A 24445-nucleotide genomic window follows, 5' to 3' on the forward strand; every position below is an offset into this window, starting at 1 on the left:
AATCGGATACGAGATCCGCTACTCCGGCCGCGCCGCGACCGCGGTGAACAACTCCACCACGCGGCGGGTAGGGGGATTCGCCGCGGCGGAATCGCGAACGGCGACGCTGACGAAGCGGATCGGGGTCGGGTCGACGAGCGGGCGCGCCACCACGGTGGCAGGCAGGTCCACCGCGGCGAGCCGGGGCAGGGCCGTGATGCCGATACCCGTCGCGACCATGGACAGCGCCGTGCGGTAGTCCGGGGTCTGCACCTGGAAGCGCGGGGTGATGCCGGCCTGGGTGCACGCGTCCAGCAGGATCCGGCGGCACGGGCCGTCGCTCGGCTCGTTATCGATCCAGGTGCTGTCGGCGAGGTCGATCAGCGCGACCTCGGGCCGCGCGGCCAGCGGATCGTCGGAGCGCACGGCCACCACGTACGGGTCGGTGGCGAGGCGATGGACCCGCACGCCCGGGGGCGGACCGGCATCGGGATCCTCGATGACGATCTCCACATCGCGCTGCCCGTCGGCGAACTCGGACATGCGCAATTCCAGTCGGAGATCGGGGAATTCGGTGCGCAGCGCATCGACGATCGGCGGCAGCCAGGTGGAACTCACGGAGGCCACGTAACCGATCGACAGGCTGCCCACCCGCCCGGCACGCAGATCCCCGACCACGCCCTCCAACCGGCTGAGCTCCTCGAACAGCCTGCCCGACTCCGACGCCAGCGCGCGCCCGGCCGCGGTGGGTTCGATACCGCGCCCCGCGCGCTCGACCAACTGCAGGCCGGTCTGACGCTGCAGTGCGGCCAGTTGCTGGCTGGCCGCCGACGGCGTGTAGCCGAGCGCGGACGCGCTGGCCCGCAGCGACCCGGTGGCGATGACCGTGCGCAGCAGATTCAACCGGGTGATGTCGAGCATGCCCGGATTGTACAGCTGGGCTGAACATTCGATGTCTTTTATTCGCTTGTGCTGTCCTATGCGGGGTGGCGACGATGTCAGGGTGACTACCGACCTTCGCACCCGCGCGGCCGCTCGACTGTCGCCGCGCGGCAACCCGGACCTGACCACCGCGGCCGCCGCCCTGGTGACCGTGGTGCTGTGGGCCTCCGCGTTCATCGCCATCCGCGATGCCGGATCCGCGCTGTCTCCCGCGCCGATGGCCTTGCTGCGCTTGGCCGTCGCGGCCGTCGCCTTGACCGTGCTGGTCGGTTTCCGCGGTCATGTCCTGCGGCACATTCCACGATCCAAGCGCGCACTGCTGCTGGTGGCGGCCTATGCGGTGCTGTGGCTCGCCGGATATACGGTGGCGCTCAACGCCGGTGAGCGGCACGTCGACGCGGGTACCGCCGCGCTGCTGGTGAACCTCGCGCCGCTGCTGGTGGCGTTCGGCGCCGCCGCGCTGCTCGACGAGCGGCTGTCCGCGATGCTGGTGACCGGTGCGCTGGTGTCGCTGGGCGGGGTCGCGATCATCGCGTTCAGTTCCGGCGGGCACCGCGACGGGCTCGGGGTGCTGCTGTGCCTGATCGCCGCCGTGCTCTATGCGGCGGGCGTGCTGGTTCAGAAGCCCGCGATGGCCTACGTCGATCCGCTCACCGCGATCTGGCTCGGCTGCGTGATCGCGACCGTGGTCCTGCTGCCCTGGACGCCGCAGTTGGTCACCGAGCTCGCCGCCGCGCCCGGACGCGTCGCCTTCGACGGCATCTACCTCGGATTGTTCCCCACCGCAATAGGATTCACCACCTGGTCCTACGCGCTGCGCCGCACCGACGCGGGCCGCCTCACCGCCAGCACCTACGCCGTCCCCGCGATCTCCATCCTGCTGTCCTGGCTGCTCCTCGGCGAAATCCCCACCGCCTGGGGCCTACTCGGCGGCACCCTCTGCCTCATCGGCGTCGCCATCTCCCGCCGCACCCGCCGCCCGAAAACCACGGAACCGGCCACCCCCGCCCCGGCCGATACCCCCGATCACATCTCCTGAGTAGCGACGACGACAAAGTTGCCGCGGAACTCCTCCGTCATTCCGGCATGCTATTGGCCGGAATCCCGCTATCCGACGTGGATCCCGGCCAAAATCATGCCGGGAATGAGAGTGGGAGCATGCCGGGAATGACGAGGATGATTGCTTCCTGCCGCAGTGCAGTTCGGCTCGACTGAACCGCTGGACACGCGGCGTGACCGGGCGCGTGGGTTCACCGTCCATCGACTGACGCCCGGTACTGTGGCCTGCGATGAGTACTGCCGCCGAATCTGCCGCTGACGCTGGGCAGATTGCGGTGCCCGAGGTGGTGCATACGGAGTTGCGGCGGGGTGTGCGCAGTGTGCTGGTGGATGCGGCGGCGCTGCGGCTGGTGCGGGAGCGGTTCGACGATGAGCAGGCCGGGGCGTTGCGCCGGTATCTCGAGGCGTCGCAGTCGCCGAATACGGTGCGCGCGTACCGATCCGATTGGATCGCGTGGTCGGGGTGGTGTGCGGCGGAGGGGCGGCAGGCGTTGCCCGCCGATCCGTTGGATGTCGCCGTCTATCTCGCCGCCGCCGCGGATACGCGCAGGCCGTCGGGCGAATGGGCGTTCGGCGCGGCCACTTTGGAGCGCAAGAGTGCCGCCGTCGCCGCCGTGCACGCGGCCAACGGGCTGCCCTCGCCCACCCGCTCCGACGTCGTCCGCCTGACCCTGCGCGGCATCCGTCGCACGCGCCGCGCCCAGCCCGAGCGTAAGCGGCCGGTACTGCTGCACACCCTCGAACAGCTGCTCGGCGGGCTGCCCGCGCCCGGCTGGCCGACCGAACCGGCGCGCCGCCGCGACGCCCTCGTCCTACTGGTCGGATTCGCGGGCGCCCTGCGCCGCAGCGAGATTGCCGGACTGCGCATCTCCGACGTGCGGGTCGACCTCGACCACGCCAGCGGTGAGCCGGTCCTGCTGATCCAGCTCCCCGCCACCAAGACCGACCCGACCGGCGCTGCCGCCCAGCGGGTCGCCCTCCCCCGCGGCAAGTATCCGCACACCTGCCCCGTCTGTGCCTTCGCCGACTGGATTCGCTTGCGCGAGAAGCACATCGAGCACGGCACCGGCGGCCTGCGCGCCTGGCTCGCCGACGGCGCGACCCCCGACCCCAACATCCATCGCTGCCACGGCTTCACCGGCGCCGCCCTCGCCGACCCCGATCTACCCCTGTTCCCGACCGTCACCCGGCACGGCGGCATCGGCGCCGCCGCCATGTCCGGCCGCGCCGTAGCGGAACTGGTGAAACGCTACGCCGCACGCGCGGGCCTGGACCCGGCGCTGTTCTCCGGCCACTCGCTGCGCGCGGGCTTCGCCACCCAGGCCGCCCTCGGCGGCGCCAGCGACCGCGAGATCATGCGCCAGGGCCGCTGGTCCAACCCCCGCACCGTGCACGGCTACATCCGCACCGCAAACCCACTGGAGGACAACGCCGTCACGAAGCTCGGCCTGTAGCCCGGCTCGATGCTGACATCGTTGGTGGGCACGACGCCTACGCCCGGAGTCCTGTCAGAATTATGCGTATCCCGGCGCGGAATTCGGCTGTCGGGTCGCTCGAGACGGCGGCGTGCGCGATCTCGATGAGTTTGGGGAACTGTCCGGACGGCAAGGTAGCGATCCGGTCGCTGATCGTCGCCAAGTCCTCATCCCGCGCCATGGAGAGCGGGCCCACGAGTTCCGCTTGCGCGTATCCGGTGACGAAGCCGGACACGACGCGGAACGCCACCAGCAATTCGATCCCGGATCTACCGCTCCGTGCGAGCGCTTGCAGCAGCGCTTCGGCCGGCCGAAGGGTCGCCAGGTCGATGCTGCGCCGGGTGAGAATCAGCGGAATCGCATGAGGATGTGCGCGAACGGCGCGCCACATACCCTCGGCCACGGCGAGAACCTCGTCATCCCAGTCGCTGAATACACCGGAGCCCCAACGCGCTTCCGACATCACCGCCTCGGTGACGAGCTGCTCCAAACCGTCACGTCCATCCACGTAGTTGTAGATCGTCATCGGACCGGTGCCCAGCGCCGACGCGAGACTACGCATGGTCAAGCCGTCCAAGCCTTGATCGTCGACCAAGGTCAGTGCGGCGACCTGTAGCTGCTCGCGCGTGAATTTTCGAGGGGCGGGCATACTCCTCCTTGATTACGTACAAGGTACGTGTTTAACTGAAGCTGTTCACGTACAACGTACCTAAATCGAGGTGTCATGACCATTCGCACCACCTTCCCTTCCGGCCGCAACGAGTGCGCGGCGTGGCTGACCCTGCCGGACGGCCCAGGCCCGCATCCGGTCGTGGTGCTCGTCCACGGCGGCGGCGCAACCCACGAGATGATGCTCGCCCAGTACGAGAAGTGGTTCTCCGAAGCGGGCCTTGCCGTGGTGGCCTTCGACTTCCGCCACCTCGGAGAATCAGGTGGCCGCCCGCGCCAACTGGTGAGCCAGCGCCGCTACGCCGAGGACGTCGACGCCGCCCTGGCATTCGCCCGTTCCCGGCCCGAACTGGATTCCCACCGGATCGCGCTGTGGGGCACATCATTCGGTGCCAGCCACGTCCTGGCTGCAGCCGCCCGTCACGAGGACCTTCGTGCCGCGGTCGTTCAGTGTCCGGTCTTCAGCGGGCGTGCCGTCGTGTCACGGGCGGGGATCCGGCATCTGCTCCGGTTCACGGCTCCGATCGTCTCCGACCTGGTCCGCGCCGCCCTCGGACGGCCGCGCCGTTACGTCCCATTGGTCGGAAGGCCCGGAGACCTGGCGTTCGTGAACCAGCCCGGAGCCATCGAAGGGTGGCAGTCGGTGACACCCCCCGGTTACCGGTTCGACAACCGGATCACCGCGGCCTCGGGGCTGGGCATGCTGTTCTACAACGCCGCGTCCTCCGCGCCGCGCGTACGCTGCCCGCTGCTGGTGTGCGCCTGCGAGCAAGAGAACCTGATCGATCCCGCGATCGCTGGGCAGGTGGCCGCCACCGCGCCCCGGGCCGTCTTGAAGCATTACGACGCCGACCACTTCACGGTCTACCATCCGCCGGCCGTCACGCAGATCGTTGCCGATCAGATCGACTTTCTGACCGCGCACCTCGTGGCGGACGCGTAACGAGAGGGGTACTTCCGTTCGGACGGATGAATACTGCACGGATGGAATGCTTATTGTGACATCTATCCGGTTGTGCGAAACGGAATTTCATGGCCCCGAGCCCCACCGAGTCGACTCCCCGGCGGCGTGACCTGGCAATATAGCGGAAGCGATCGGCACAGACGATCACCCTATTCGCTTTCCCGATTGCGTGAATAGGAGTTTTATGTCCGCTGCGGCGGGCCGATACCGTCGAATTCATGGAACGGAGTTTTCAGTCGGCCGAACAGCTTTCGGCCGCATTGCGTGCCGGTGCGGTGACCTCGAGGGAACTGACCGAGGAGGCGATCGCGCGTATCGAGCGGGATGACAAGGCGATCAACGCGATCTGTGTGCGGACCTTCGATCGGGCACGAGCCGCCGCGCGCCGTGCCGACGATATGCGCGCCCGCGGGGAAGACCGGCCACTGCTCGGTATTCCGGTGACGGTCAAGGAGTCCTACAACATCGCCGGACTGCCCACGACCTGGGGCATGCCACAGCACGCGGACTTCGTCCCGGCCGAGGACGCGCTGCAGGTGTCGCGGCTCGAGGCCGCGGGTGCGGTCGTGCTCGGTAAGACCAACGTGCCCTTGGTATTGCGAGATATCCAGAGCTTCAACGAGATCTACGGCACCACCAACAATCCGTGGGATCACGACCGCACCTCGGGTGGTTCCTCCGGCGGATCGGCGGCGGCCCTGGCCGCCGGTTTCGGCGCGCTGTCCCTCGGTTCCGACCTCGCCGGATCACTGCGCACCCCCGCACACTTCTGCGGGATCTACGCGCACAAGCCGACACTCGGGCTCGCGCCGACCCGCGGCATGGTCGCGCCGCCCGCGCCGGCCCTGCCCGTCGAACTCGACCTGGCCGTCGTCGGCCCGATGGCGCGCACCGCCCGCGACCTCACGCTGCTGCTCGACGTGATGGCCGGACCCGACCCGCTGACCCACGGCATCGGCTACGACATCGCGCTGCCGCCCGCGCGGCACGAGCGGCTGTCGGACTTCCGAGTCCTGATCGTCGACGAGCATCCGCTCATTCCCACGGGATCGGCGGTGCGGGCAGGGGTGAACCGGGTCGCCGAGGCGCTCGCCGACGCGGGCGCCCGCGTCGAACGGCACACTCCGCTGCTGCCCGATATGACCGAGGCGGCAACGCTCTACATGCTGCTGATGCTGTCGAACGCCGCCGCAGGCCTTCCCGTCGACGTCTACGAACAACTGCGGACTCGCGCCGCCTCCCTGAGTGCGGACGACGGGAGCCTCGATGCGGCGCGGCTGCGCGGCATGGTGCTCAGCCACCGCGGCTGGGTCGAGGCGAACAACCGTCGCGAACACCATCGCCACGGTTGGCGGCAGCTCTTCGCCGAGTTCGATGTCGTGGTCTGCCCGATCACGCCCACCCCCGCCTTCCCTCACGACCACAACGACGGCCTGGAGAACCGGCACATCGATATCGACGGCGTCGAATACCCGTACTTCGATCAGCTGGTCTGGGCCGGTATGGCCACCATGCCCGGCCTGCCCGCCACCGCCATCCCCACGGGCCGCTCCCCCGAGGGCCTACCGGTGGGGGTTCAGCTCATCGGCCCGATGTTCGAGGACCGCACCCCGCTACGGCTGGCCGAACTCCTCGAGGAGAAGATCGGCGGATTCCAGGCGCCGTAGTCAGCCGCCGACATAGTCGGCGAGGTGCTCGCCGGTGAGGGTGGAGCGGGCGGCGACGAGATCGGCCGGGGTGCCTTCGAAGACGATCTTGCCGCCGTCGTGCCCGGCACCCGGACCCAGGTCGATGATCCAGTCCGCATGCGCCATGACCGCCTGGTGGTGCTCGATGACGATGACCGACTTACCGGAGTCGACCAGGCGGTCCAGGAGCGCGAGCAGATTCTCGACATCGGCCAGGTGCAGCCCGGTGGTCGGCTCGTCGAGGATGTAGACGCCGCCCTTGTCGGCCATATGGGTGGCCAGCTTCAGCCGCTGGCGTTCGCCACCGGACAGGGTCGTGAGCGGCTGGCCGAGCTTGAGGTAGCCGAGCCCGACGTCCGCGAGCCGGTCGAGAATGGCGTGCGCGGCCGGAATCCGGGCCTCCCCCTCGCGGAAGAACTCCTCCGCCTCGGCGACCGACATCGCCAGCACCTCGCTGATATTGCGACCGCCCAGGTGATACTCGAGCACCGACGCCTGGAACCGCTTGCCCTCACACTCCTCGCACGTGGTCTCCATCCCCGCCATCATCCCGAGGTCGGTGTAGATGACACCGGCGCCGTTGCAGTTCGGGCAGGCGCCCTCGGAATTCGCGCTGAACAGCGCCGGTTTCACGCCGTTGGCCTTCGCGAACGCCTTGCGGATCGGCTCCAGCAGGCTGGTGTAGGTCGCCGGATTGCTGCGCCGCGAACCGCGGATGGGCGCCTGGTCGACCGATACCACACCCTCCTCGGAGGGAATCGAGCCATGAATCAGCGAGCTCTTGCCCGAGCCCGCGACACCGGTGACGACGCACAGCACCCCGAGCGGAACATCCACGTCGACATCCTGCAGGTTGTGCGACGTCGCACCGCGAATCTCCAACGCGCCCTTCGGCTTACGCACCTTCTCCTTCAGCTGGGCGCGATCGTCGAGATGGCGCCCGGTACTGGTGTCGCTGGCCCGCAGCCCGTCGACGGTGCCCTCGAAGCACACGGTGCCGCCCTGGGTTCCGGCGCCGGGGCCGAGATCCACGACGTGGTCGGCGATCGCGATCGCCTCCGGCTTGTGCTCCACGACCAGCACCGTGTTGCCCTTGTCCCGCAACTGCAGCAGCAGGTCGTTCATCCGCTGGATATCGTGCGGATGCAGTCCGATCGTGGGCTCGTCGAAGACATAGGTGACATCGGTGAGCGCCGACCCGAGATGGCGAATCATCTTGACGCGCTGCGCCTCACCGCCCGACAGCGTGCCCGACGGCCGCTCCAGCGAGAGGTAGCCGAGCCCGATGTCCACGAACGAATCCAGGGTGCCGCCCAGCGCCGTGAGCAGCGGCGCGACCGATGGCTCGTCGAGCCCGCGCACCCACTCCGCGAGATCCCGGATCTCCATCGCGCAGGCGTCGGCGATCGAGATGCCCTTGATCTTCGACGACCGGGCCAGCTCGCTGAGCCGGGTGCCGTCGCAGTCCGGGCAGGTGGTGAAGGTGACCGCCCGCTCCACGAAGGCCCGGATATGCGGCTGCATCGCCTCCTTGTCCTTGGACAGGAACGATTTCTGGATCTTCGGAATCAAACCCTCGTAGGTGAGGTTGACGCCGTCGACCTTCACCTTGACCGGCTCCTTGTAGAGGAAGTCGTTCATTTCCCGCTTGGTGAACTTGCGGATCGGCTTGTTCGGGTCCACGAAACCGGATTCGGCGTAGACACGGACCGTCCAGAAACTGTCGGACTTCCAGCCCGGAATGGTGAACGCCCCCTCGGCGAGCGTCTTGGAGTCGTCGTAGAGCTGAGTCAGATCGATATCGTTGACCGACCCCCGGCCCTCGCAGCGCGGACACATGCCGCCGGTGATGCTGAAGCTGCGCCGCTCCTTGACCGTCCGCCCGTTCTTCTCGACGGCCACCGCGCCCGCGCCGCTGATCGAGGCGACGTTGAACGAGAAGGCCTGCGGCGATCCGATATGCGGCGCGCCGACGCGGCTGAACAGGATGCGCAACATCGCATTGGCGTCGGTGGCGGTGCCGACCGTGGACCGCGGGTCGGCGCCCATTCGCTGCTGGTCGACGATGATCGCGGTGGTCAGGCCCTCCAGAACGTCGACCTCGGGCCGGGCCAGCGTCGGCATGAACCCCTGCACGAAGGCGCTGTAGGTCTCGTTGATCAGCCGCTGCGATTCCGCGGCGATCGTGCTGAAGACCAGCGAACTCTTACCCGAACCGGAGACTCCGGTGAACACGGTCAGGCGGCGCTTCGGGATCTCGATGCTCACGTCCTGCAGATTGTTCACGCGCGCACCGTGCACGCGGATCAGGTCGTGGCTGTCGGCGGCGGGCAGCGCCGGCGACTTCTCACCCTTTTTCGTGACCTTCTTCGCGCCGTTCTTCGTGGCCGTGGTCATCGTGTCTCCATCTGTTCTACGCGGGACGCCGTCGCGGACTTTGTCGGCGTGGCATGTCGATTAAACCTGATCGATGCCGGTGTACGGGCCGGGGCGGGCGCTGTTCCGCTTCACCCGGTACGGCAGGACGAACATGTACAAACCGGTGACCATGAGCAGCAGCAGCGGAAGCAGCGGCACATAGAACACCCACGCCGCGGACTCCGTCATGCCCAGCGCCGCGGCCACGATGGCGACGAGGACGGTCGTCGTGAAAATAATGGACAGCCAGCGATGCAGCTGCCGATCCCATTTGCTCCACTTCATCGTGATCTCCCTTCCGGTGTGCGCGGATCACCGCGGAGCGAGCCGGACTACCGGGTACTTCCGCTCGGATTTCTCCTGATACTTCGCGATGCGCGGCTGGTCGTCGGCGATACGCTTCCAGGCCTGCTCACGCTCGTCGCCGGTCAGCTGCTGCGGGGTCACCTCGAGGGTGCCGCGGCCGGGCAGCTCGATCGACGCCCGATCCGGATGCGCCATCAGGTTGGCGTGCCAGTCCGGGTTCTGGCTCCCGCCGCCCGATCCGACGATCAGCCAGGCGTTGTCGCCGTCGGCGAACCAGGCCAGCGGCGTCTGCCGCGGCTCACCGCTGCGTCGCCCCACCGTGTTCAGGATCAGGACGTCCATGCCCATGAAGGTCTTGCGGCCGCGCCGGATCTTGCGGTTCATGCGGGCATTCATCTTCTGCTGCATCCAGCGCGAGAATGCACCGGGTGTACCGGGCTTGCGCTTGTCTGTCGGCTGCTGTGCCATGAATTCCTCCTGTTGATGGTATTTCCGGCACGCCCTTGGCCGGAATCCACCAGCGTGCTGTGGATCCCGGCCAAAAGCATGCCGGGAATGCGAGGAGACCTGCGGTCATGCCGGGAGTACAACGAGACCTACGGTCATACCGGGGGTTACAACGAGACCCACGACCTTGCCGGGGGATGCGAGGAGAGCACGGTCATGCCGGAGCGGCCGCGATGTCGACGCTGTAGGCAGGTGGCGGAGCTGGTTGTTCAGCTCGCCTGCTGGATGCGGAGCATGTTTCCCGCGGGATCCCGGAAGGCACAGTCGCGCACGCCGTAGGGCTGGTCGGTCGGCTCCTGGACGACATCGGCGTCTCCGGCCTGCAGTCGCTCGAAGGTGCCGTCGACATCCTTGGTAGCCAAGACGATGCTGCCGTAGGTTCCCTTGGCCATCATCTCGGTGATGGTGCGGCGCTCCTCGTCGGTGAGACCGGGGGTGGCCTCCGGCGGGTAGAGGACGATAGCGGTGTCGGGCTGGCCGACCGGGCCGACCGTGATCCAGTGCAGCCCGTTGTATCCGACGTCCTTACGGACCTCGAAACCCAGAATGTCGCGGTAGAAAGCGGTGGCCGCCTCCGGGTCGTTCTGCGGGAGGAAGCTGGCTTCAATGGTGATTTCCATGCAGATCACGCTAATTGTTGCCGGGTGCCCTGCGCTTCTCGATTCCTGATCGGTCTGGTGACCTGTTTCGCGACGCACGAGGGCATGCCCTCCGTCTCTAGCGCGGCGTCGCGCCGGTACACGCTCGGCGGGACGCCGACCAACTCGGCGAAGCGGGTGCTGAAGGTCCCCAGCGAGGAGCAGCCCACCGCGAAGCAAACCTCGGTAACCGAAAGATCGCCACGGCGCAGCAGCGCCATCGCGCGCTCGATGCGCCGCGTCATCAGATAGGCGTACGGCGACTCCCCGTAGGCGAGCTTGAACTGCCTGCTGAGGTGCCCCGCCGACATGTGCGCATCGCGGGCGAGGCGCTCCACGTCCAGCGGCTGCGCGTACTCCCGGTCGATCCGGTCGCGGACGCGGCGCAGCCGCGCGAGGTCGCGCAGGTGCTGATCCGCGGGTGTGCCGGTCACAGGTGCGATGGTAACCCCGGGCCGACTCACCGGAACGGCGGCTCGTTGAACGTGCGCAGTTTGCGCGAGTGCAGGCTGTCGCCCTCGGCGCGCAGCAGTTCGACCGCGCGGATGCCGATCTGCAGATGCTCGGAGACCGTGCCCTCGTAGAAGCGGTTGGCCTGGCCGGGCAGCTTGATCTCGCCGTGCAGCGGCTTGTCGGAGACGCACAGCAGTGTCCCGTAGGGCACGCGGAAGCGGTACCCCTGGGCCGCGATGGTGCCACTTTCCATATCCACGGCGACCGCGCGGCTCAGATTGAACCGCAGCGCCGACGCCGAATAGCGCAACTCCCAGTTGCGGTCGTCGGTGGTCACCACGGTGCCGGTGCGCAGGCGCTGTTTCACATCCTCGCCGGGCATGCCGCTGACGAGCTTCGTCGCGTCGTACAGCGCGCGCTGCACCTCGGCGATGCTCGGGATCGGAATGTCCGGCGGCAGCACGGGATCCAGGACGTGGTCGTCGCGCAGGTAGGCGTGGGCGAGGACGTAGTCGCCGATCTCCTGGCTTTCCCGCAGTCCGCCGCAGTGGCCGATCATCAGCCAGGCGTGCGGCCGCAGGACCGCCAGGTGGTCACACATGTTCTTGGCATTGGCGGGCCCGACCCCGATGTTGACCAGGGTGATCCCGTGGCCGGTGGGCGACATCAGGTGCCACGCGGGCATCTGATGTTTCTTCCACGCCCCGTCGGCCACCGTCGACTCCCGGTCCCCGACGTCGGCCGTGATCACCGTGCCGCCCGCACAGGACAGCCTGTCGTACGGGCTGTCGGGATCGGCGATCAGATCGCAGGCCCAGCGCACGAACTCGTCCACGTAGCGGCTGTAATTGGTGAACATCACGAAGGACTGGAAGTGTTCGACCGGCGTGCCCGTGTAGTGCCGCAGCCGCGCCAGCGAGAAGTCGGTGCGCAAGGCGTCGAACTGGCTCAGCGGCAGCGGGCCGCTGGTGTCGATGATGCCGTCCGCGATCTCGTCGCCGACGTCGGCCAGGTCGGTGGTCGGGAAGTGCTTCGCCAGGTCCGCGCTCATGGACCGGTCCAGCCCCAGCTCGGCGCCGTCGATCACATACGGGAACGGGATCTCCTGCTGCGAGGGGCCGACCTCGATATGGACGTCGTAGTCGTCGAGGATCACCCCGAGCTGTTCGGCGAGGTACCCGCGCAGCAGCGCCGGGCGGGTGATGGTCGTCCGGTAGGTGCCCGGGCGGGTCAGCCGGCCCCATGCGCGGGAGCGGTTCTTCGGCTGCGCCCGGCCGTCCCATCCGATGCGCAATTCGGGATAGACGAAGGCACCCGCCTCGCGGGCGACGCTCGTGGGCACGACTCCGTTGTCGACGAAATCCTTGACCGCCGCGCGCAAGGCGCCGACGGCCCGCTCGTAGCGCGCCTCCAGCTCGTCCAGCGTGGCCTCGACGGCGACCTTGGTGACCTGCGACCGGTCCGGCGTCTCGATATCACTCATGAGTGGCCCTCACCCCCGCGCCGATTCGGCGGTGGCCGGTGGGTGCAGCACCGAAAGGTCCGGCGGCGCATCGCGATACGCCTCGATCTCCACCAGTGTGAGCTGACCGGTGCACCCTTGGCTCAGGGTCGACGACGGCCGGTCGGCGGTCAGCACGTTCGGGTTGCCGTGCCGGCAGAAGCTCGGATCCGCCGGGTCCGGGTCGTACCAGGCACCCGTCGACAGTTGGGCGACGCCCGGGCGCACCGCCTCGTCGACGACGAGCCCGGCCAGGCAGGAGCCGCGGTCGTTGAACAGGCGCACGATCTCCCCGTCGTGCACGCCGCGGGCCGCGGCGTCGTCGGGATGCAGCCGCACCGGCTCGCGCCCGGCGACCTTCGTGGATCGGCTGTGCGCGCCCACGTCCAGCTGGCTGTGCAGCTTGCTGCGCGGCTGGTTGGCGACCAGCTGGATCGGGAATCGGGCCGCCTCCGGGCTACCCAGCCAATCCTCCGGCTCCAGCCAGACAGGATGCCCCGGGCAGTCGGCGTACCCGTAGCCGTCGATGGTTTCGGAGAAGATCTCGATGCGGCCGGTCGGCGTGGTGAGCGGGTGCGCCTGCGGGTCCGCGCGGAAGTCGGCGAACGCCACCTGCGCCGGTTCCGATACCGGCAGTTCGAGGCCGTCACCGGCCCAGAACTCGTCGAACTCGGGGATTCCTTCGCCACGCTCCCCCAGTTCGGCCCGCCACCGGTCGTACAGGTGGCGCAGCCACTCCTCGGTGGTGCGGCCCTCGGTGAATTCCTTACCGATGCCGAGCCTTTCGGACAGGTCGGCGAAGATCGCGTAGTCGTCGCGGGCCTCACCGTGCGGGCGGGTCAGCGCGCGCATCGGGAAGAACATCCGGTCGTTGTCGCCCGCGCCGAAATCGTCGCGTTCGATGGTCATCGTGGCCGGGAGCACGATATCGGCGTGCCGGGTGGTGCCGGTCCAGAACGCGTCGTGCACCACCACGGTGTCGGGCCGGGCGAAGGCCTCGCGCAGCCGCGCCAGATTCTGGTGGTGGTGGAAGGGGTTGCCGCCCGCCCAGTAGACCAGCCGGATATCGGGATACTCCAGCTCCTGCCCGTTGTACCGGTAGGGCGCACCCGGATTCAGCAGCATATCGGCGATGCGCGCGACGGGAATGAACGCGTCGACGCCGTTCTCCCCCTGGGGCAGATGCGGCACCCGCAGCTGCCGCGTCGGCTCCCCCACGTTCGCGGCCGACCCGTAGCCGTGGCCGAATCCGCCGCCGGGCAGGCCGATCTGGCCCAGCATGGCCGCGAGCACGACGCCGAGCCACAGCGGCTGCTCACCGTGGCGCGCCCGCTGCAGCGACCAGCTCACGGTGATGAACGTGCGACGCCCCGCCATCTCGCGGGCCAGCGCGCGGATGCGGTCGGCGGGCACGCCGGTGATGGTCTCGGCCCAGGCCGGATCCTTGACGACCCCGTCGGCCTCGCCGCGCAGGTAACGCGCGAACCGATCGAACCCGACGGTGTAGCGGTCGAGAAAGTCGTTGTCCGCCAGGCCCTCCGAGTCCAGTACCTGCGCCAGCGCCAGCATCAGGGCGGCATCGGTATTCGGGCGCGGGGCGATCCACTCGGCCTGCGCCTCGGCGGGGGTGTCGTCGCGCAGCGGCGCGACCGTCACGAATCGGCAGCCGCGCTCGCTCGCCTGCGCCATCCAGGTGCGGGCGTTGTGCCGGGAGACGCCGCCCGGCGAGACGGCGGCATTCTTCGGCGACAGCCCGCCGAAGGCGACCACCAGATCGGAGTGCTCGGCGAGCACCGACTTCGCCGTGCCGTGGCCCAGCAGCCAGTACAGATCGCACAGGACATAGGGCATCAGCACCGTGGAGGTGCCGAGGCTGTAGCTGTTGACATGGCGCACATAGCCGCCGAGGCAGTTCAGGAAGCGATGCACCTGGCTCTGCGCGTGATGGAAGCGACCCGCGCTGGCCCAGCCGTAGGATCCGGCGTACACCGATCCGGCCCCGTATTCGCCGTACACCCGGCGCAGCTCCCCCGACAGCAGCTCGAGCGCCTTCTCCCAGGACACCGGCACGAACGGCTCCTCGCCGCGGCGGGGCGCCCCCGGGCCGTGCTCGAGCCAGCCCTGACGCACGTGGGGACGATCGATCCGCGTCGGATGATGTTGGGCGGAGGCGACATTCTCGATCAGCGGCATGGGCTCGGGATCGCCGCGCCACGGCCGCACCTCGGTCAACCGCTCGCCGTCGCCGGCGGCCTCGAACGCTCCCCAGTGCGTCAGATGCGTCGTCATGATCTCCACCGTAACGCCCGCCACCGACAGCCGGTCGCGCCCGCACAGAGAAGATGGACGCGCGACCAGTTTTATATCGGAATGGCAACATTCCCGAGTGGTCACTCGGTCAGCCCTAGGATCTCGCTAGCGTTGCCGAAACCGATCCCGATGTCGAGGAGTCCGATGCGCCAGTTCAGCCGCCGCCACGCTCTCGGCCTGTTCGCGGCCGGAACCGCCGCCGCGCTCGCCGGACCCGCACCGCTCGCCGGTGCCCGCCCGGCGCCGCCCGCGACCGTGCCGTCCCTGGGCCCGGATTTCCTGTGGGGTGTGGCCAGCGCCGGTTTCCAGTGCGAAGGCCATGCGCCGGACAGCAATTGGACTCGCTACATCGCCTCGCATCCGGACTACGACCGCTACCAGGACGCGGTCGACTTCTACACCCGCTACGCCTCCGATATCGGCCTGGCCGCGGGCCTCGGCGTCGGCGTGTACCGGATCAGCGTCGAGTGGGCGCGGGTGCAGCCGCGGCCGGGCAGCTGGTCGGAGGAGGGATTCGCCTTCTACGACAGCGTGCTCGACGCCATGGCCGCCCGGGGCATCCGCCCCATGCTCAGCCTGGACCACTGGGTCTACCCCGGCTGGGCGGCCGAACGCGGCGGCTGGGGCCATCCCGCGATGCTCGACGACTGGCTGACCAACGCCCGAAAGGTGGTGGACCGCTACGCTTCCCGGGATCCGCTGTGGGTCACGTTCAACGAGCCGACCTTCTACGTGCTGAACGAGACCTCCAACGGCGGCCTGTCCCCCGCCGCGATCCCGGCCATGCAGCAGCGACTGGTGCAGGCGCACAACACCATCTACGACCACATCCACGCCGCCCAGCCGGGCGCCATGGTCACCAGCAATGTCGCCTATATCGCCGGTGTCACCGAACCGCTGATCAACGGCCGGATCGTCGACCCGATCTCGGAGAAGCTCGACTACCTCGGCATCGACTACTACTACGGCTATACGCCGCAGTCGATCCTGGCGAACCCGCCCACGAACATCAAGGAACTCTGGAAGAACCCGCTGCAGCCGGAGGGCATCTACTACGCGCTCGACTACTACGCGCGGCGCTTCCCGGGCATGCCGCTGTACATCGTCGAGAACGGCATGCCCACCCAGAACGGCGCGCCCCGCGCGGACGGCTACACCCGCGCCGACGATCTGCGCGACACCGTCTACTGGATCCAGCGCGCCGCGGCCGACGGCATGAACGTCATGGGCTACAACTACTGGAGCATTACCGACAACTACGAATGGGGCAGCTACACACCACGTTTCGGTCTCTACACCGTCGATGTGCGTACCGACCCGGCCCTGACCCGGCGCCCCACCGACGCCGTCGCGGCCTACAGCACCCTGACCCGCGCGGGCGGGGTGCCCGGCGATTATCGGCCCACCCGCGGGCCCGTTGCCTGCTCGCTGGTCGACACTCCCGGCAGCTGTACCGACCCGGTCACCGTGCCGCAGTAGCGGTTGCCCGGTCGTCGCCGCCGAGGCGAGGACCTTCGGCGGGACGTCCATGGACTTTCGGCCCCTGCCGATCCCCGGCCGACGCGGGATCCTGGATTGGCCGGGGCGCCCCGGCGACCCGCCCGAGGTGGCGTCACCGCCGGAGTGGGACGGCAAGCCTGGCCGGCCCCATTTCGTCGAGACGGCGGTTCTGCCACCCGGGCGGGTCGGGCCTCATTCCCCGGCGCGCCCAGCCGCCGGCCCGGGCCGGTGCTCGATCCCCTTCTGCCCAAAGGGATTCGACCCTCGCACGCACCCTTGCCCGGGCGGCGGCCGGCATTCACCGGTCGCCGGGCTGCAACCGCCACGCCAGATAGCTGCCGGTCGCGGCGGCGTAGCGCTCCAGAGTCGAGATGCGCACATCCACCTGCCCCGCCTCGAGCCGGGCCACGGCCGACTGCGAGGTGCCCATCCGGGCGGCGATTTCGGTCTGCGACAGACCCGCGGCCTGCCGCCGAGCGACCAGATCCCCCAGCAGCCGGCGGCGGTCGGCGGCCATGCGCTCGGCCAGCTCGCGGATTCGGGACAGGGGCGGCGGATCGCCCCGTTTTCTCATATCGACGACGGTATCTCGCCGATGAGATCACCGGGACGGTCGATACCGCCTCGACCACGGAATGTGACCTTCGGCCGTACCCCGCACACCGGCGAACCGTCTATCGTGACTTCACCTGCCGCACTCGGATTGGACCCACCATGATCAAGGTGTTCCTGGTCGACGACCATGAGATCGTCCGCCGCGGCCTGATCGATCTCCTCGAGGGAGATCCCGAGCTGACCGTTGTCGGCGAGGCCGGGGATGTGGCGCACGCACTGGCCCGGATCCCGGCGCTGCGTCCGGACGTGGCGGTTCTCGATGTCCGCCTGCCCGACGGCAACGGCATCGAATTGTGCCGGGAGCTGCTGTCGCGATTCGACGAGCTGCGCTGCCTGATCCTCACGTCCTACACCGACGAGCAGGCCATGCTCGACGCCATCCTGGCCGGCGCCAGCGGCTACGTCATCAAGGACATCAAGGGCATGGAGCTGGCCGAGGCGATCAAGGCGGTCGGTTCGGGCCGCTCGCTGCTGGACAACCGCGCCGCCGCCGCGCTGATGGAGCGGCTGCGGCGCAGCACCCAGGCCGACGGACCGCTGGCCTCGCTCACCGAACAGGAGCGCAAGCTGCTGGACCTGCTGGGCGACGGGCTCACCAACCGGCAGATCGCCGAGCGGATGTTTCTGGCGGAGAAGACCGTCAAGAACTACGTCTCGCGGCTGCTGGCCAAGCTCGGCATGGAGCGGCGCACCCAGGCCGCGGTGTACGCGTCCAAGCTGCGCGCGGGCCAGCCCGCCCCGGACTGGACGGAGATCGCGGCGAACTGATCGCCCTCAGGATCCGGCGCCGGCCAGGTCGGCGCGGCCCATCTCCAGCCGGTAGCGCAGCGCGGAGACACCCCAATCGGTGCACACCGCGAGATCCAGTGCCTGACGGTTCTTCATGTAGATGTAGGAAAGCAAGCGGCGCAACGCTTCCCGGTCCTGCGGCGGCAGCGCCTCGATGCGCTCGCCCAGCCGCCCGAGTTCGTCGCGCTGACAGGACAGCGCATAGACCGATCCGCCCCGGCGGGCGGCCGCCAGCGCCGATCCGAGCTCGTTCTCGTACTCGGCGCGAGATCCGGACAGCCAGTGCAGGCGGTCGGCCACCGCGGCACGGCTCGAGCTGTCGACATAGTCGTAGAGGTTCCCCACGCCCCGCTCGTACGGATCCGCGAGGTCCAGCTCGTCGGCCGCGGTCCGCAACGCCAGGACGGCACGCCGCACGCTGCGGACATTGCCGGGGCTGGGTAACTCCCTGAGCGCGTCCAGACACGAAAGTAGTTGCCGTTCCAGGCTGTTCATGATCGCCTCCAGTCGAGGACACAAAAGGACACGGGCACCCGAGGATCACGGTGCATCACATTGCCGCCGAACGCTAGGGCACATAGCCCCCTATCGCGGGGATCGTCGGTCGGTTCGGCCGTGCCTCGTCGGCGTGTCGCCGTTGCATTCCGTGCCATTTCCCGCGAATACCTCCCTGACGTCCCGATACACTGCACCGGACGAGTCCGTGCACCGTGCAGAGATCAGGGATCGGAGATATGACCGAGGGATCGGGATCCTATTCGGTACGCGAAACCTTGTCTCAGTTACGCCTGCGCGAACTACTCGGTGAGGTCAAGGAGCGCGTCGAGCAGATCATCGACGTGCGCGACCGGATGGACGGGCTGGTCGAGGCCATGCTGGCCGTCACCTCGGGCCTGGACCTGGACCGCACCCTGACCACGATCGTGCACACCGCGACCAGCCTGGTGGACGCCCGGTACGGCGCGCTCGGCGTGCGCGGCCACGACCGGCTGCTCAGTCAGTTCATCTATGAGGGCATCGATGCCGACACCAAGGCGCTGATCGGCGACCTGCCAGAAGGGCACGGCGTGCTCGGCCTGCTGTTCCAGCAGCCCAAGCCGCTCCGGCTCGACGACCTCGCCGACCACCCGTCCTCGGTCGGGTTCCCGGCCCATCATCCGCCGATGCGCAGCTTCCTCGGCGTCCCGGTCCGCATACGGGACGAGGTCTTCGGAATCCTCTACCTCACCGAGAAGTCCGGCGGGCATCGGTTCACCGAGGACGACGAGCTGATCGTGCAGGCGCTCGCCGCGGCCGCCGGTGTCGCCATCGACAACGCCCGGCTCTACGAATCCGCGCGCACGCGGCAGGGCTGGATCGCGGCCATCGGCAATCTCACCACCGAGTTCCTGGCCGGTACCGACGCCGACGAGGTGCTGTCCCACCTGGTCGAGAACGTCCGGCAGCTGACCCGTTCCGAGCGCGTGGTTCTGGCCGTGGTTCCCGATGGCGACATACCTCCCGACGAGGTCGCCGAGCTGGCCATCACCCAGTACGCGGGCCCCGACGACGGCAGGCCGGGCGACCGGGTCGAGGTGCGCGGCACCATCATCGGCGAGGCGTTCACGCGGCGCGCTCCCATGCGGATCGATGACGTGCGGGCGGTTCCGCTGGAATCCGCGATACCGCGGGCGGGCCCGGAACTGGTGCTGCCGCTGCACACACCGGACTCCGCCTTCGGCGTCCTGATCACGGTGCGGGGCCAGGAGTCCGCGCCGTACAGCGACGAAATGCTGGATTTGGCCTCGGCTTTCACAGATCAGGCGGCGCTGGTCATGCAGCTGGCCGACACCCAGTTGCGGATGCGCGAGCTCGATGTCCTCGCCGACCGCGACCGCATCGCCCGGGATCTGCACGACCACGTCATCCAGCGGCTGTTCGCGATCGGGCTCGGCCTGCAGGGGACGGCGCCGCGGGTCCGCGCGCCCGAGGTGCGGGTCCGGCTCACCGACGCCATCAACGATCTGCAGGACGTGGTGCAGGAGATCCGGACCTCGATCTTCGATCTGCACGGCGGCAGTTCGGGGACCCGGTTGCGTCAGCGCCTGCAGCAGGCCATCACCCAGCAGACCGACGACAGCGATATCCGGACGTCACTGCACGTCTCGGGGCCGCTGCTGGTGGTCGGCTCCGAATTGGGCGACAACGCGGAGGCCGTGGTGCGCGAGGCGGTCAGCAATGCCGTCCGCCACTCCGGCGCGACCACGATCGATATCGCGATCACCATCGCCGACGACCTCGCCGTCACGGTCGTCGACGACGGGTGCGGAATTCCCGACGACATCACTCCGAGCGGGCTGCGCAATCTGGCACACCGTGCGGAATCGGCGGGCGGCCGGTTCTCGGTGACGGCCGTCTCCGAGGACGGGCGCCACGGCACGGTCCTCTCCTGGTCCGTGCCGCTGCGCTGAGCCCACGGCCGCCGTCGCGTTCCTCCGAGAACGGCGCCGAACTGCACGGTGTGCACACTCGCACACCGTGCACGGCCCGAAAGGCGCTCAGGCCGAACGCGTTTCCGGAACCGCCTCGGCCTTCGACGCGCTCTTGCCGAACCGCATCACGCCGTCCTCCAGGGGCCCCTTGCGCAGCAGCGCCCGGTCCCGGAAGTAGTTGTTGATCACCTTCCAGGGGCCGCGGGTGCCCTGCCGCGGCATCACGGCATCGCCGCGGGTGATGTAGCCGGAGGTCAGGGCGCCGCCCATCAGCGACTGCGACGAGATGTCGCCGGGCTCGGGCACCACCTCGAACGTGCCGTAGTCGTGCTCGCGCATGTGGTTGAGCAGGCGGCAGAAGTACTCGGCCGCCAGATCCGCCTTCAGCGTCCAGGAGGCGTTGGTGTAGCCGATCACCACCATGGCGTTCGGTATGCCGCCCAGCAGCGCGCCCTTGTAGGCCACCCGGTCCCGGATCGACACCGGCTCGCCGTCCAGCTCCAGTTCGGCGCCGCCCAGCATCTGCACGTTGAGGCCGGTGGCGCTGATGACGATGTCGGCCTCGAGTTCCTCCCCCGACGCCAGCCGGATGCCGGTCTCGGTGAAGGTGTCGATCTTGTCGGTCGCGATCGAGGCGCGCCCGCTGCGCAGCGCCTTGAACAGATCGCCGTTGGGCACCACGCACAGCCGCTGATCCCACGGGTTGTAGGTCGGGCTGAAGTGCCGCATGTCGATCTTCGACCCGACCTGCGCCCGCACCGACGCCAGCAAGAGTCGGCGCGACAGCTTCGGGCTCGTGCGGGAGAGCTGAAAACTGGCCCGCTGCAGCGCGATATTGCGGGCCCGGCCGGTCCGATAGGCCACGGAGGCGGGCATTTTGGCCAGTTTCATGCCGACGGCGACCGGGTCGTCGGACGGCAGCGCCATGATGTAGGTGGGCGAGCGCTGCAGCATCGTGATGTGCTCGGTATCGGCGCTCATCGCCGGAATCAGCGTGATGGCGGTGGCGCCGCTGCCGATGACGACCACCCGCTTGCCCCGGTAGTCCAGGTCCTCCGGCCAGTGCTGCGGGTGCACGATCCGACCGCGGAAGTTCTCCTCGCCCGGAAACGCCGGGCGGTAGCCGTTGTCGTAGTCGTAGTAGCCGGTGCATCCGACCAGGAAATTGCTGGTGTAGGTCTCGGTCTTGCCGGTCTGCTCGTCGACGGCGGTCACGGTCCACCGGCCCTGCGCGCTCGACCAGCTCGCGCGGGTGACGTTGCGGCCGAAACGAATATGCGGGGTGACGCCGTACTCCTCGGCGGTCTCGGCGATATAGCGGCGGATGTGCGGGCCGTCGGCCAGCACGTTGGTGCCGTGCCAGGGACGGAAACCGTAGCCGAAGGTCAGCATGTCCGAATCGGATCGAATACCCGGATACCGGAACAGGTCCCAGGTCCCGCCGATGGCGGTCCGCCGCTCCAGGATCGCGTAGCTGCGCCCGGTGCCCTCGCGGGTAAGGTGGCAGGCCATTCCGATGCCGGACAGACCCGCGCCGATGATCAGTACGTCGACATGCCGCGCCATTGAGGTACTCGTTTCGTGTGTGATCCGGGCCCGGACGTCTGCGACCGGGCTCACCCGCAGGGTACGTGTTATCGCAGGTTACGTCTAGCTGGCGATGGCTGTCCGCCGGTCCGCTACCTTTCGCGGATTACGCGAACATCACGATTCGAGCACCATCGCCGGCGGGTGGGTGCAACACTGGAGCAAGCGCCGCGGCGCCCGCTCAGCGTCCACCGAGCACACCCGCCCCCGTCCGGAGATGTGTCGTGAATTGCCCTGCAGCACAACTGAATCCCACCGACGTTCCACCCCTCACAGCGAAACGACCGGCCGGTTGGCAACTGTCGCGCCGGCTCCGGGAGTGCGATGAGTTCTTCGCCGAGCCCGAGCTCGGCCACCTACCCGAACGGCGCCGCCGCAGCGCGCTGTGGACGCTGCAGGAATTCGGCAGCTACCGGCAGACCCTGGACGAGATCTGCATCGGCGCCCGACTGGCCTGGCGCAATCACGATCGCTGCGTGGGCCGCAAGCACTGGCGCTCGCTGGATGTCATCGACGCGCGGTCGGCCGCGAATGCGGCGGAGCTGGCCGACGCCTGCTGGGAGCACCTGCGCCGGGCCCGCCTCGGGCGCACGCTGCGCTGCCTGGTGACCGTCGGCCCGCCCGCCGAGCCCGACCGGCTGCCGTTCCGGATCATCAGTCCGCAGCTCATCCGCTACGCGGGCTACCGCCGTCCCGACGGCAGCGTGCTCGGTGATCCGTCCACCGTCGCGCTGACCGAACTCGCCCGCAAGCTCGGCTGGTGGGGTCCGGGGACGGCCTTCGACGTGCTGCCCGTTCTGATCAGCACCCCCACCGAGCCCCTGCGCTGGTTCGACGTGCCGCGGGAGCTGGTCGGCGAGGTCCACCTCGAACACCCCGAGTTCCGGTGGTTCGCGGATCTGGGTCTGCGCTGGCCCGCACTGCCCGCGGTGTCGAATATGGATCTCGAGATCGGCGGCGTGACCTACCCGGCGGCGCCGTTCAACGGCTGGTACGTGTCCACGGAGATCGGCGCCCGCAATCTGGCCGACACCGACCGCTACAACATGCTACCGGCGATCGCCGAGCGCATGGGCCTGGACACCGGCAGCGAGCGCACGCTCTGGCGCGACCGTGCGCTGGTCGAACTGAATGTCGCCGTCCTGCACAGCTATCGGCAGGCGGGGGTGTACATCTCCGACCACCACACCGCGGCCAAGCAGTTCATCGAGCACGTCGAGCGGGAACAAGCTGCCGGGCGCCGATGCCCCACCGATTGGTCGTGGGTCAACCCGCCCATGTCGGCCGCGCTGACGCCGACCTTTCACCGTTACTACGACCCGCCCGACCCCGATATCCGCCCGAATTTCGTCCGCCGGGGCTGATCGCGCCGGGCGCACAACCCCGAGATCCGATGCGCCGCAAGGGGATGACGCGGCGACGGCGGCGAATGCAGCATTGCACCGACTGCACGACGGCAAGGTGCGCCGTTTCCGCCGCGACCGGCCGGGTATCGCCGCAGCAGCCGGAAATACGGGAGGAGCGGACAGTGAGTGCCAGCGCATACGTTCCCGCGGGCGCGGATCTGGAGACACTGCGCAAGGCGGCGAGCGAGTGCCGCGGCTGCGATCTCTACCGGCACGCCACCCAGATCGTGTTCGGGGCGGGCCCCGGCGACGCCCGCGTCGTCATGATCGGCGAGCAGCCGGGCGACCGGGAGGATGTCGTCGGGCATCCGTTCGTCGGCCCGGCCGGGCGGCTGCTGAACCGGGCGCTCGTCGAGGCCGGAATCGACCGCAGCATGGTCTATCTGACCAATGCGGTGAAACATTTCAAGTTCGAGGAGCGTGGTAAGCGGCGCATTCACCAGCAGCCCGGACGCACCGAGATCGTGGCCTGCCGACCGTGGCTGGAGGCCGAGCTGTCGGTGGTCCGGCCGGAGCTGGTGGTGTGCCTGGGCGCGGTGGCCGCGCAGACCGTGTTCGGGCCGTCCTTCCGGGTCACCCGGCAGCGCGGCGAGGTGATCGCGCTCGAGGATTATCGTGCCGTGGCGACCGTGCACCCCTCGGCCATTCTGCGCGCTCCCGACCGCGAGGCGGCCTACGAGGAGTTCATCGCCGATCTGCGCACCGTGCGGACCGCAATGGAGTAGGCCCGCGTGGTCGGTGGCCGCCCGCGCGCCACCGCATCACTTCAATGCCGCCTCGAGGACGGCACCGGCCCCCGCGGAGGCGAGTCCGATCAGGACCGTGCCCACCGCCACCGTGACGATGCGGCCGCGTCCCGTACCGCGTCCCCGCGCCAGCCGCACCCAGCACAGCACCGCGATCACGGTGGCCAGCACATGCACCCAGACAAGGTGGCGCAACAGTTCGGTGGACGAGCCCGATCCGGGCGGAGACTCCGTCCCCGGATTCTCCAGTTGTACGCGGATGACGTCCTGAGCAGCGGTGAGTATCATCTCGGGCCCGACCTTTCCTCCGCCCGTCCGGCCGCCGCCGCGCGACCGGGTGGTACTGGGGGCATTCCACCGTACGCCGGATAGCAAACACTCAGATACCAAATGGCAGACCGGACCAACCGGACGAAAGGCGT

General features: G+C 68.7%; 22 protein-coding genes. 9 read left to right on the forward strand and 13 right to left on the reverse strand.

What is annotated here, in order from left to right; all coding sequences use genetic code 11:
• Positions 1-18 precede the first annotated feature (18 nt).
• Complete coding sequence (locus NM1_RS22565) at positions 19-900, reverse strand: LysR family transcriptional regulator (RefSeq protein ID WP_068023096.1); 882 nt, start codon at positions 898-900, stop codon at positions 19-21.
• 82 nt (positions 901-982) lie between these two features.
• Here NM1_RS22565 and NM1_RS22570 point away from each other — a divergent pair, with 82 nt between their 5' ends.
• Both NM1_RS22570 and NM1_RS22575 read left to right on the forward strand, forming a co-directional pair.
• Positions 983-1960, forward strand: a complete 978-nt coding sequence (locus NM1_RS22570) for a DMT family transporter (RefSeq protein ID WP_246010675.1) — start codon at positions 983-985, stop codon at positions 1958-1960.
• A 250-nt stretch (positions 1961-2210) separates the two neighbouring features.
• A complete protein-coding gene (locus tag NM1_RS22575; RefSeq protein WP_068023100.1) occupies positions 2211-3434 on the forward strand; it encodes a site-specific integrase in 1224 nt (407 codons plus the stop codon).
• A gap of 37 nt (positions 3435-3471) precedes the next feature.
• Here NM1_RS22575 and NM1_RS22580 read toward each other — a convergent pair whose 3' ends face one another.
• Positions 3472-4104 carry a TetR/AcrR family transcriptional regulator gene (locus tag NM1_RS22580; protein ID WP_068023102.1) on the reverse strand — a complete coding sequence of 211 codons (633 nt, stop codon included), beginning with the start codon at positions 4102-4104 and terminating at the stop codon, positions 3472-3474.
• A gap of 75 nt (positions 4105-4179) precedes the next feature.
• Here NM1_RS22580 and NM1_RS22585 point away from each other — a divergent pair, with 75 nt between their 5' ends.
• Both NM1_RS22585 and NM1_RS22590 read left to right on the forward strand, forming a co-directional pair.
• The gene (locus tag NM1_RS22585) at positions 4180-5067 is read left to right on the forward strand and encodes an alpha/beta hydrolase (protein ID WP_068023103.1); all 888 of its coding nucleotides are present in this window, start codon (positions 4180-4182) and stop codon (positions 5065-5067) included.
• 239 nt (positions 5068-5306) lie between these two features.
• A complete protein-coding gene (locus NM1_RS22590) occupies positions 5307-6755 on the forward strand; it encodes an amidase (protein WP_068023107.1) in 1449 nt (482 codons plus the stop codon).
• On the opposite strand, the gene NM1_RS22595 is transcribed toward NM1_RS22590, so the two are convergent.
• From NM1_RS22595 to NM1_RS22625, 7 genes are all read right to left on the reverse strand, one after another.
• Positions 6756-9173 carry an ATP-binding cassette domain-containing protein gene (locus NM1_RS22595; protein WP_068023108.1) on the reverse strand — a complete coding sequence of 806 codons (2418 nt, stop codon included), beginning with the start codon at positions 9171-9173 and terminating at the stop codon, positions 6756-6758.
• A gap of 60 nt (positions 9174-9233) precedes the next feature.
• Positions 9234-9479 carry a hypothetical protein gene (locus NM1_RS22600; protein WP_068023109.1) on the reverse strand — a complete coding sequence of 82 codons (246 nt, stop codon included), beginning with the start codon at positions 9477-9479 and terminating at the stop codon, positions 9234-9236.
• Between the two features lie 27 nt (positions 9480-9506).
• Positions 9507-9968 carry a nitroreductase family deazaflavin-dependent oxidoreductase gene (locus tag NM1_RS22605; protein ID WP_068023111.1) on the reverse strand — a complete coding sequence of 154 codons (462 nt, stop codon included), beginning with the start codon at positions 9966-9968 and terminating at the stop codon, positions 9507-9509.
• A 248-nt stretch (positions 9969-10216) separates the two neighbouring features.
• A complete protein-coding gene (locus NM1_RS22610; protein WP_068023230.1) occupies positions 10217-10627 on the reverse strand; it encodes a VOC family protein in 411 nt (136 codons plus the stop codon).
• Between the two features lie 5 nt (positions 10628-10632).
• Positions 10633-11079: a helix-turn-helix transcriptional regulator gene (locus NM1_RS22615; RefSeq protein ID WP_068023114.1), complete on the reverse strand. Its 447-nt coding sequence runs from the start codon at positions 11077-11079 to the stop codon at positions 10633-10635.
• A gap of 26 nt (positions 11080-11105) precedes the next feature.
• Positions 11106-12581, reverse strand: coding sequence for an AMP nucleosidase (locus NM1_RS22620; protein ID WP_068023115.1), 1476 nt, complete (start codon positions 12579-12581; stop codon positions 11106-11108).
• A 9-nt stretch (positions 12582-12590) separates the two neighbouring features.
• A complete protein-coding gene (locus NM1_RS22625) occupies positions 12591-14888 on the reverse strand; it encodes a molybdopterin guanine dinucleotide-containing S/N-oxide reductase (protein WP_068023232.1) in 2298 nt (765 codons plus the stop codon).
• A 165-nt stretch (positions 14889-15053) separates the two neighbouring features.
• Here NM1_RS22625 and NM1_RS22630 point away from each other — a divergent pair, with 165 nt between their 5' ends.
• On the forward strand, positions 15054-16388 hold the full coding sequence (locus NM1_RS22630) for a family 1 glycosylhydrolase (protein WP_068023117.1): 1335 nt from the start codon (positions 15054-15056) through the stop codon (positions 16386-16388).
• Positions 16389-16707: 319 nt separating this feature from the next.
• Here the strand turns inward: NM1_RS22630 and NM1_RS22635 are convergent, their stop codons facing one another.
• Complete coding sequence (locus NM1_RS22635; protein WP_068023119.1) at positions 16708-16983, reverse strand: helix-turn-helix domain-containing protein; 276 nt, start codon at positions 16981-16983, stop codon at positions 16708-16710.
• A gap of 140 nt (positions 16984-17123) precedes the next feature.
• On the opposite strand from NM1_RS22635, the gene NM1_RS22640 reads away from it, so the two are divergent.
• Complete coding sequence (locus tag NM1_RS22640) at positions 17124-17792, forward strand: response regulator transcription factor (protein WP_068023122.1); 669 nt, start codon at positions 17124-17126, stop codon at positions 17790-17792.
• Positions 17793-17798: 6 nt separating this feature from the next.
• Here the strand turns inward: NM1_RS22640 and NM1_RS22645 are convergent, their stop codons facing one another.
• Positions 17799-18308: a hypothetical protein gene (locus tag NM1_RS22645; protein ID WP_147288804.1), complete on the reverse strand. Its 510-nt coding sequence runs from the start codon at positions 18306-18308 to the stop codon at positions 17799-17801.
• 239 nt (positions 18309-18547) lie between these two features.
• Between NM1_RS22645 and NM1_RS22650 the strand changes: the two genes are divergently transcribed.
• On the forward strand, positions 18548-20263 hold the full coding sequence (locus NM1_RS22650) for a GAF domain-containing sensor histidine kinase (protein WP_068023125.1): 1716 nt from the start codon (positions 18548-18550) through the stop codon (positions 20261-20263).
• 87 nt (positions 20264-20350) lie between these two features.
• On the opposite strand, the gene NM1_RS22655 is transcribed toward NM1_RS22650, so the two are convergent.
• Complete coding sequence (locus NM1_RS22655) at positions 20351-21850, reverse strand: flavin-containing monooxygenase (RefSeq protein WP_068023126.1); 1500 nt, start codon at positions 21848-21850, stop codon at positions 20351-20353.
• Between the two features lie 320 nt (positions 21851-22170).
• Here NM1_RS22655 and NM1_RS22660 point away from each other — a divergent pair, with 320 nt between their 5' ends.
• The gene (locus NM1_RS22660; RefSeq protein WP_246010783.1) at positions 22171-23235 is read left to right on the forward strand and encodes a nitric oxide synthase oxygenase; all 1065 of its coding nucleotides are present in this window, start codon (positions 22171-22173) and stop codon (positions 23233-23235) included.
• A gap of 65 nt (positions 23236-23300) precedes the next feature.
• Positions 23301-24002 (forward strand): UdgX family uracil-DNA binding protein, encoded by a 702-nt coding sequence (locus NM1_RS22665; RefSeq protein WP_084519915.1) that lies wholly within the window; start codon positions 23301-23303, stop codon positions 24000-24002.
• A 36-nt stretch (positions 24003-24038) separates the two neighbouring features.
• On the opposite strand, the gene NM1_RS22670 is transcribed toward NM1_RS22665, so the two are convergent.
• On the reverse strand, positions 24039-24311 hold the full coding sequence (locus NM1_RS22670) for a hypothetical protein (RefSeq protein ID WP_068023130.1): 273 nt from the start codon (positions 24309-24311) through the stop codon (positions 24039-24041).
• Positions 24312-24445: the final 134 nt, after the last annotated feature.

This window comes from Nocardia mexicana NBRC 108244, assembly GCF_001613165.1.
Classification (GTDB): Bacteria; Actinomycetota; Actinomycetes; order Mycobacteriales; family Mycobacteriaceae; genus Nocardia; species Nocardia mexicana.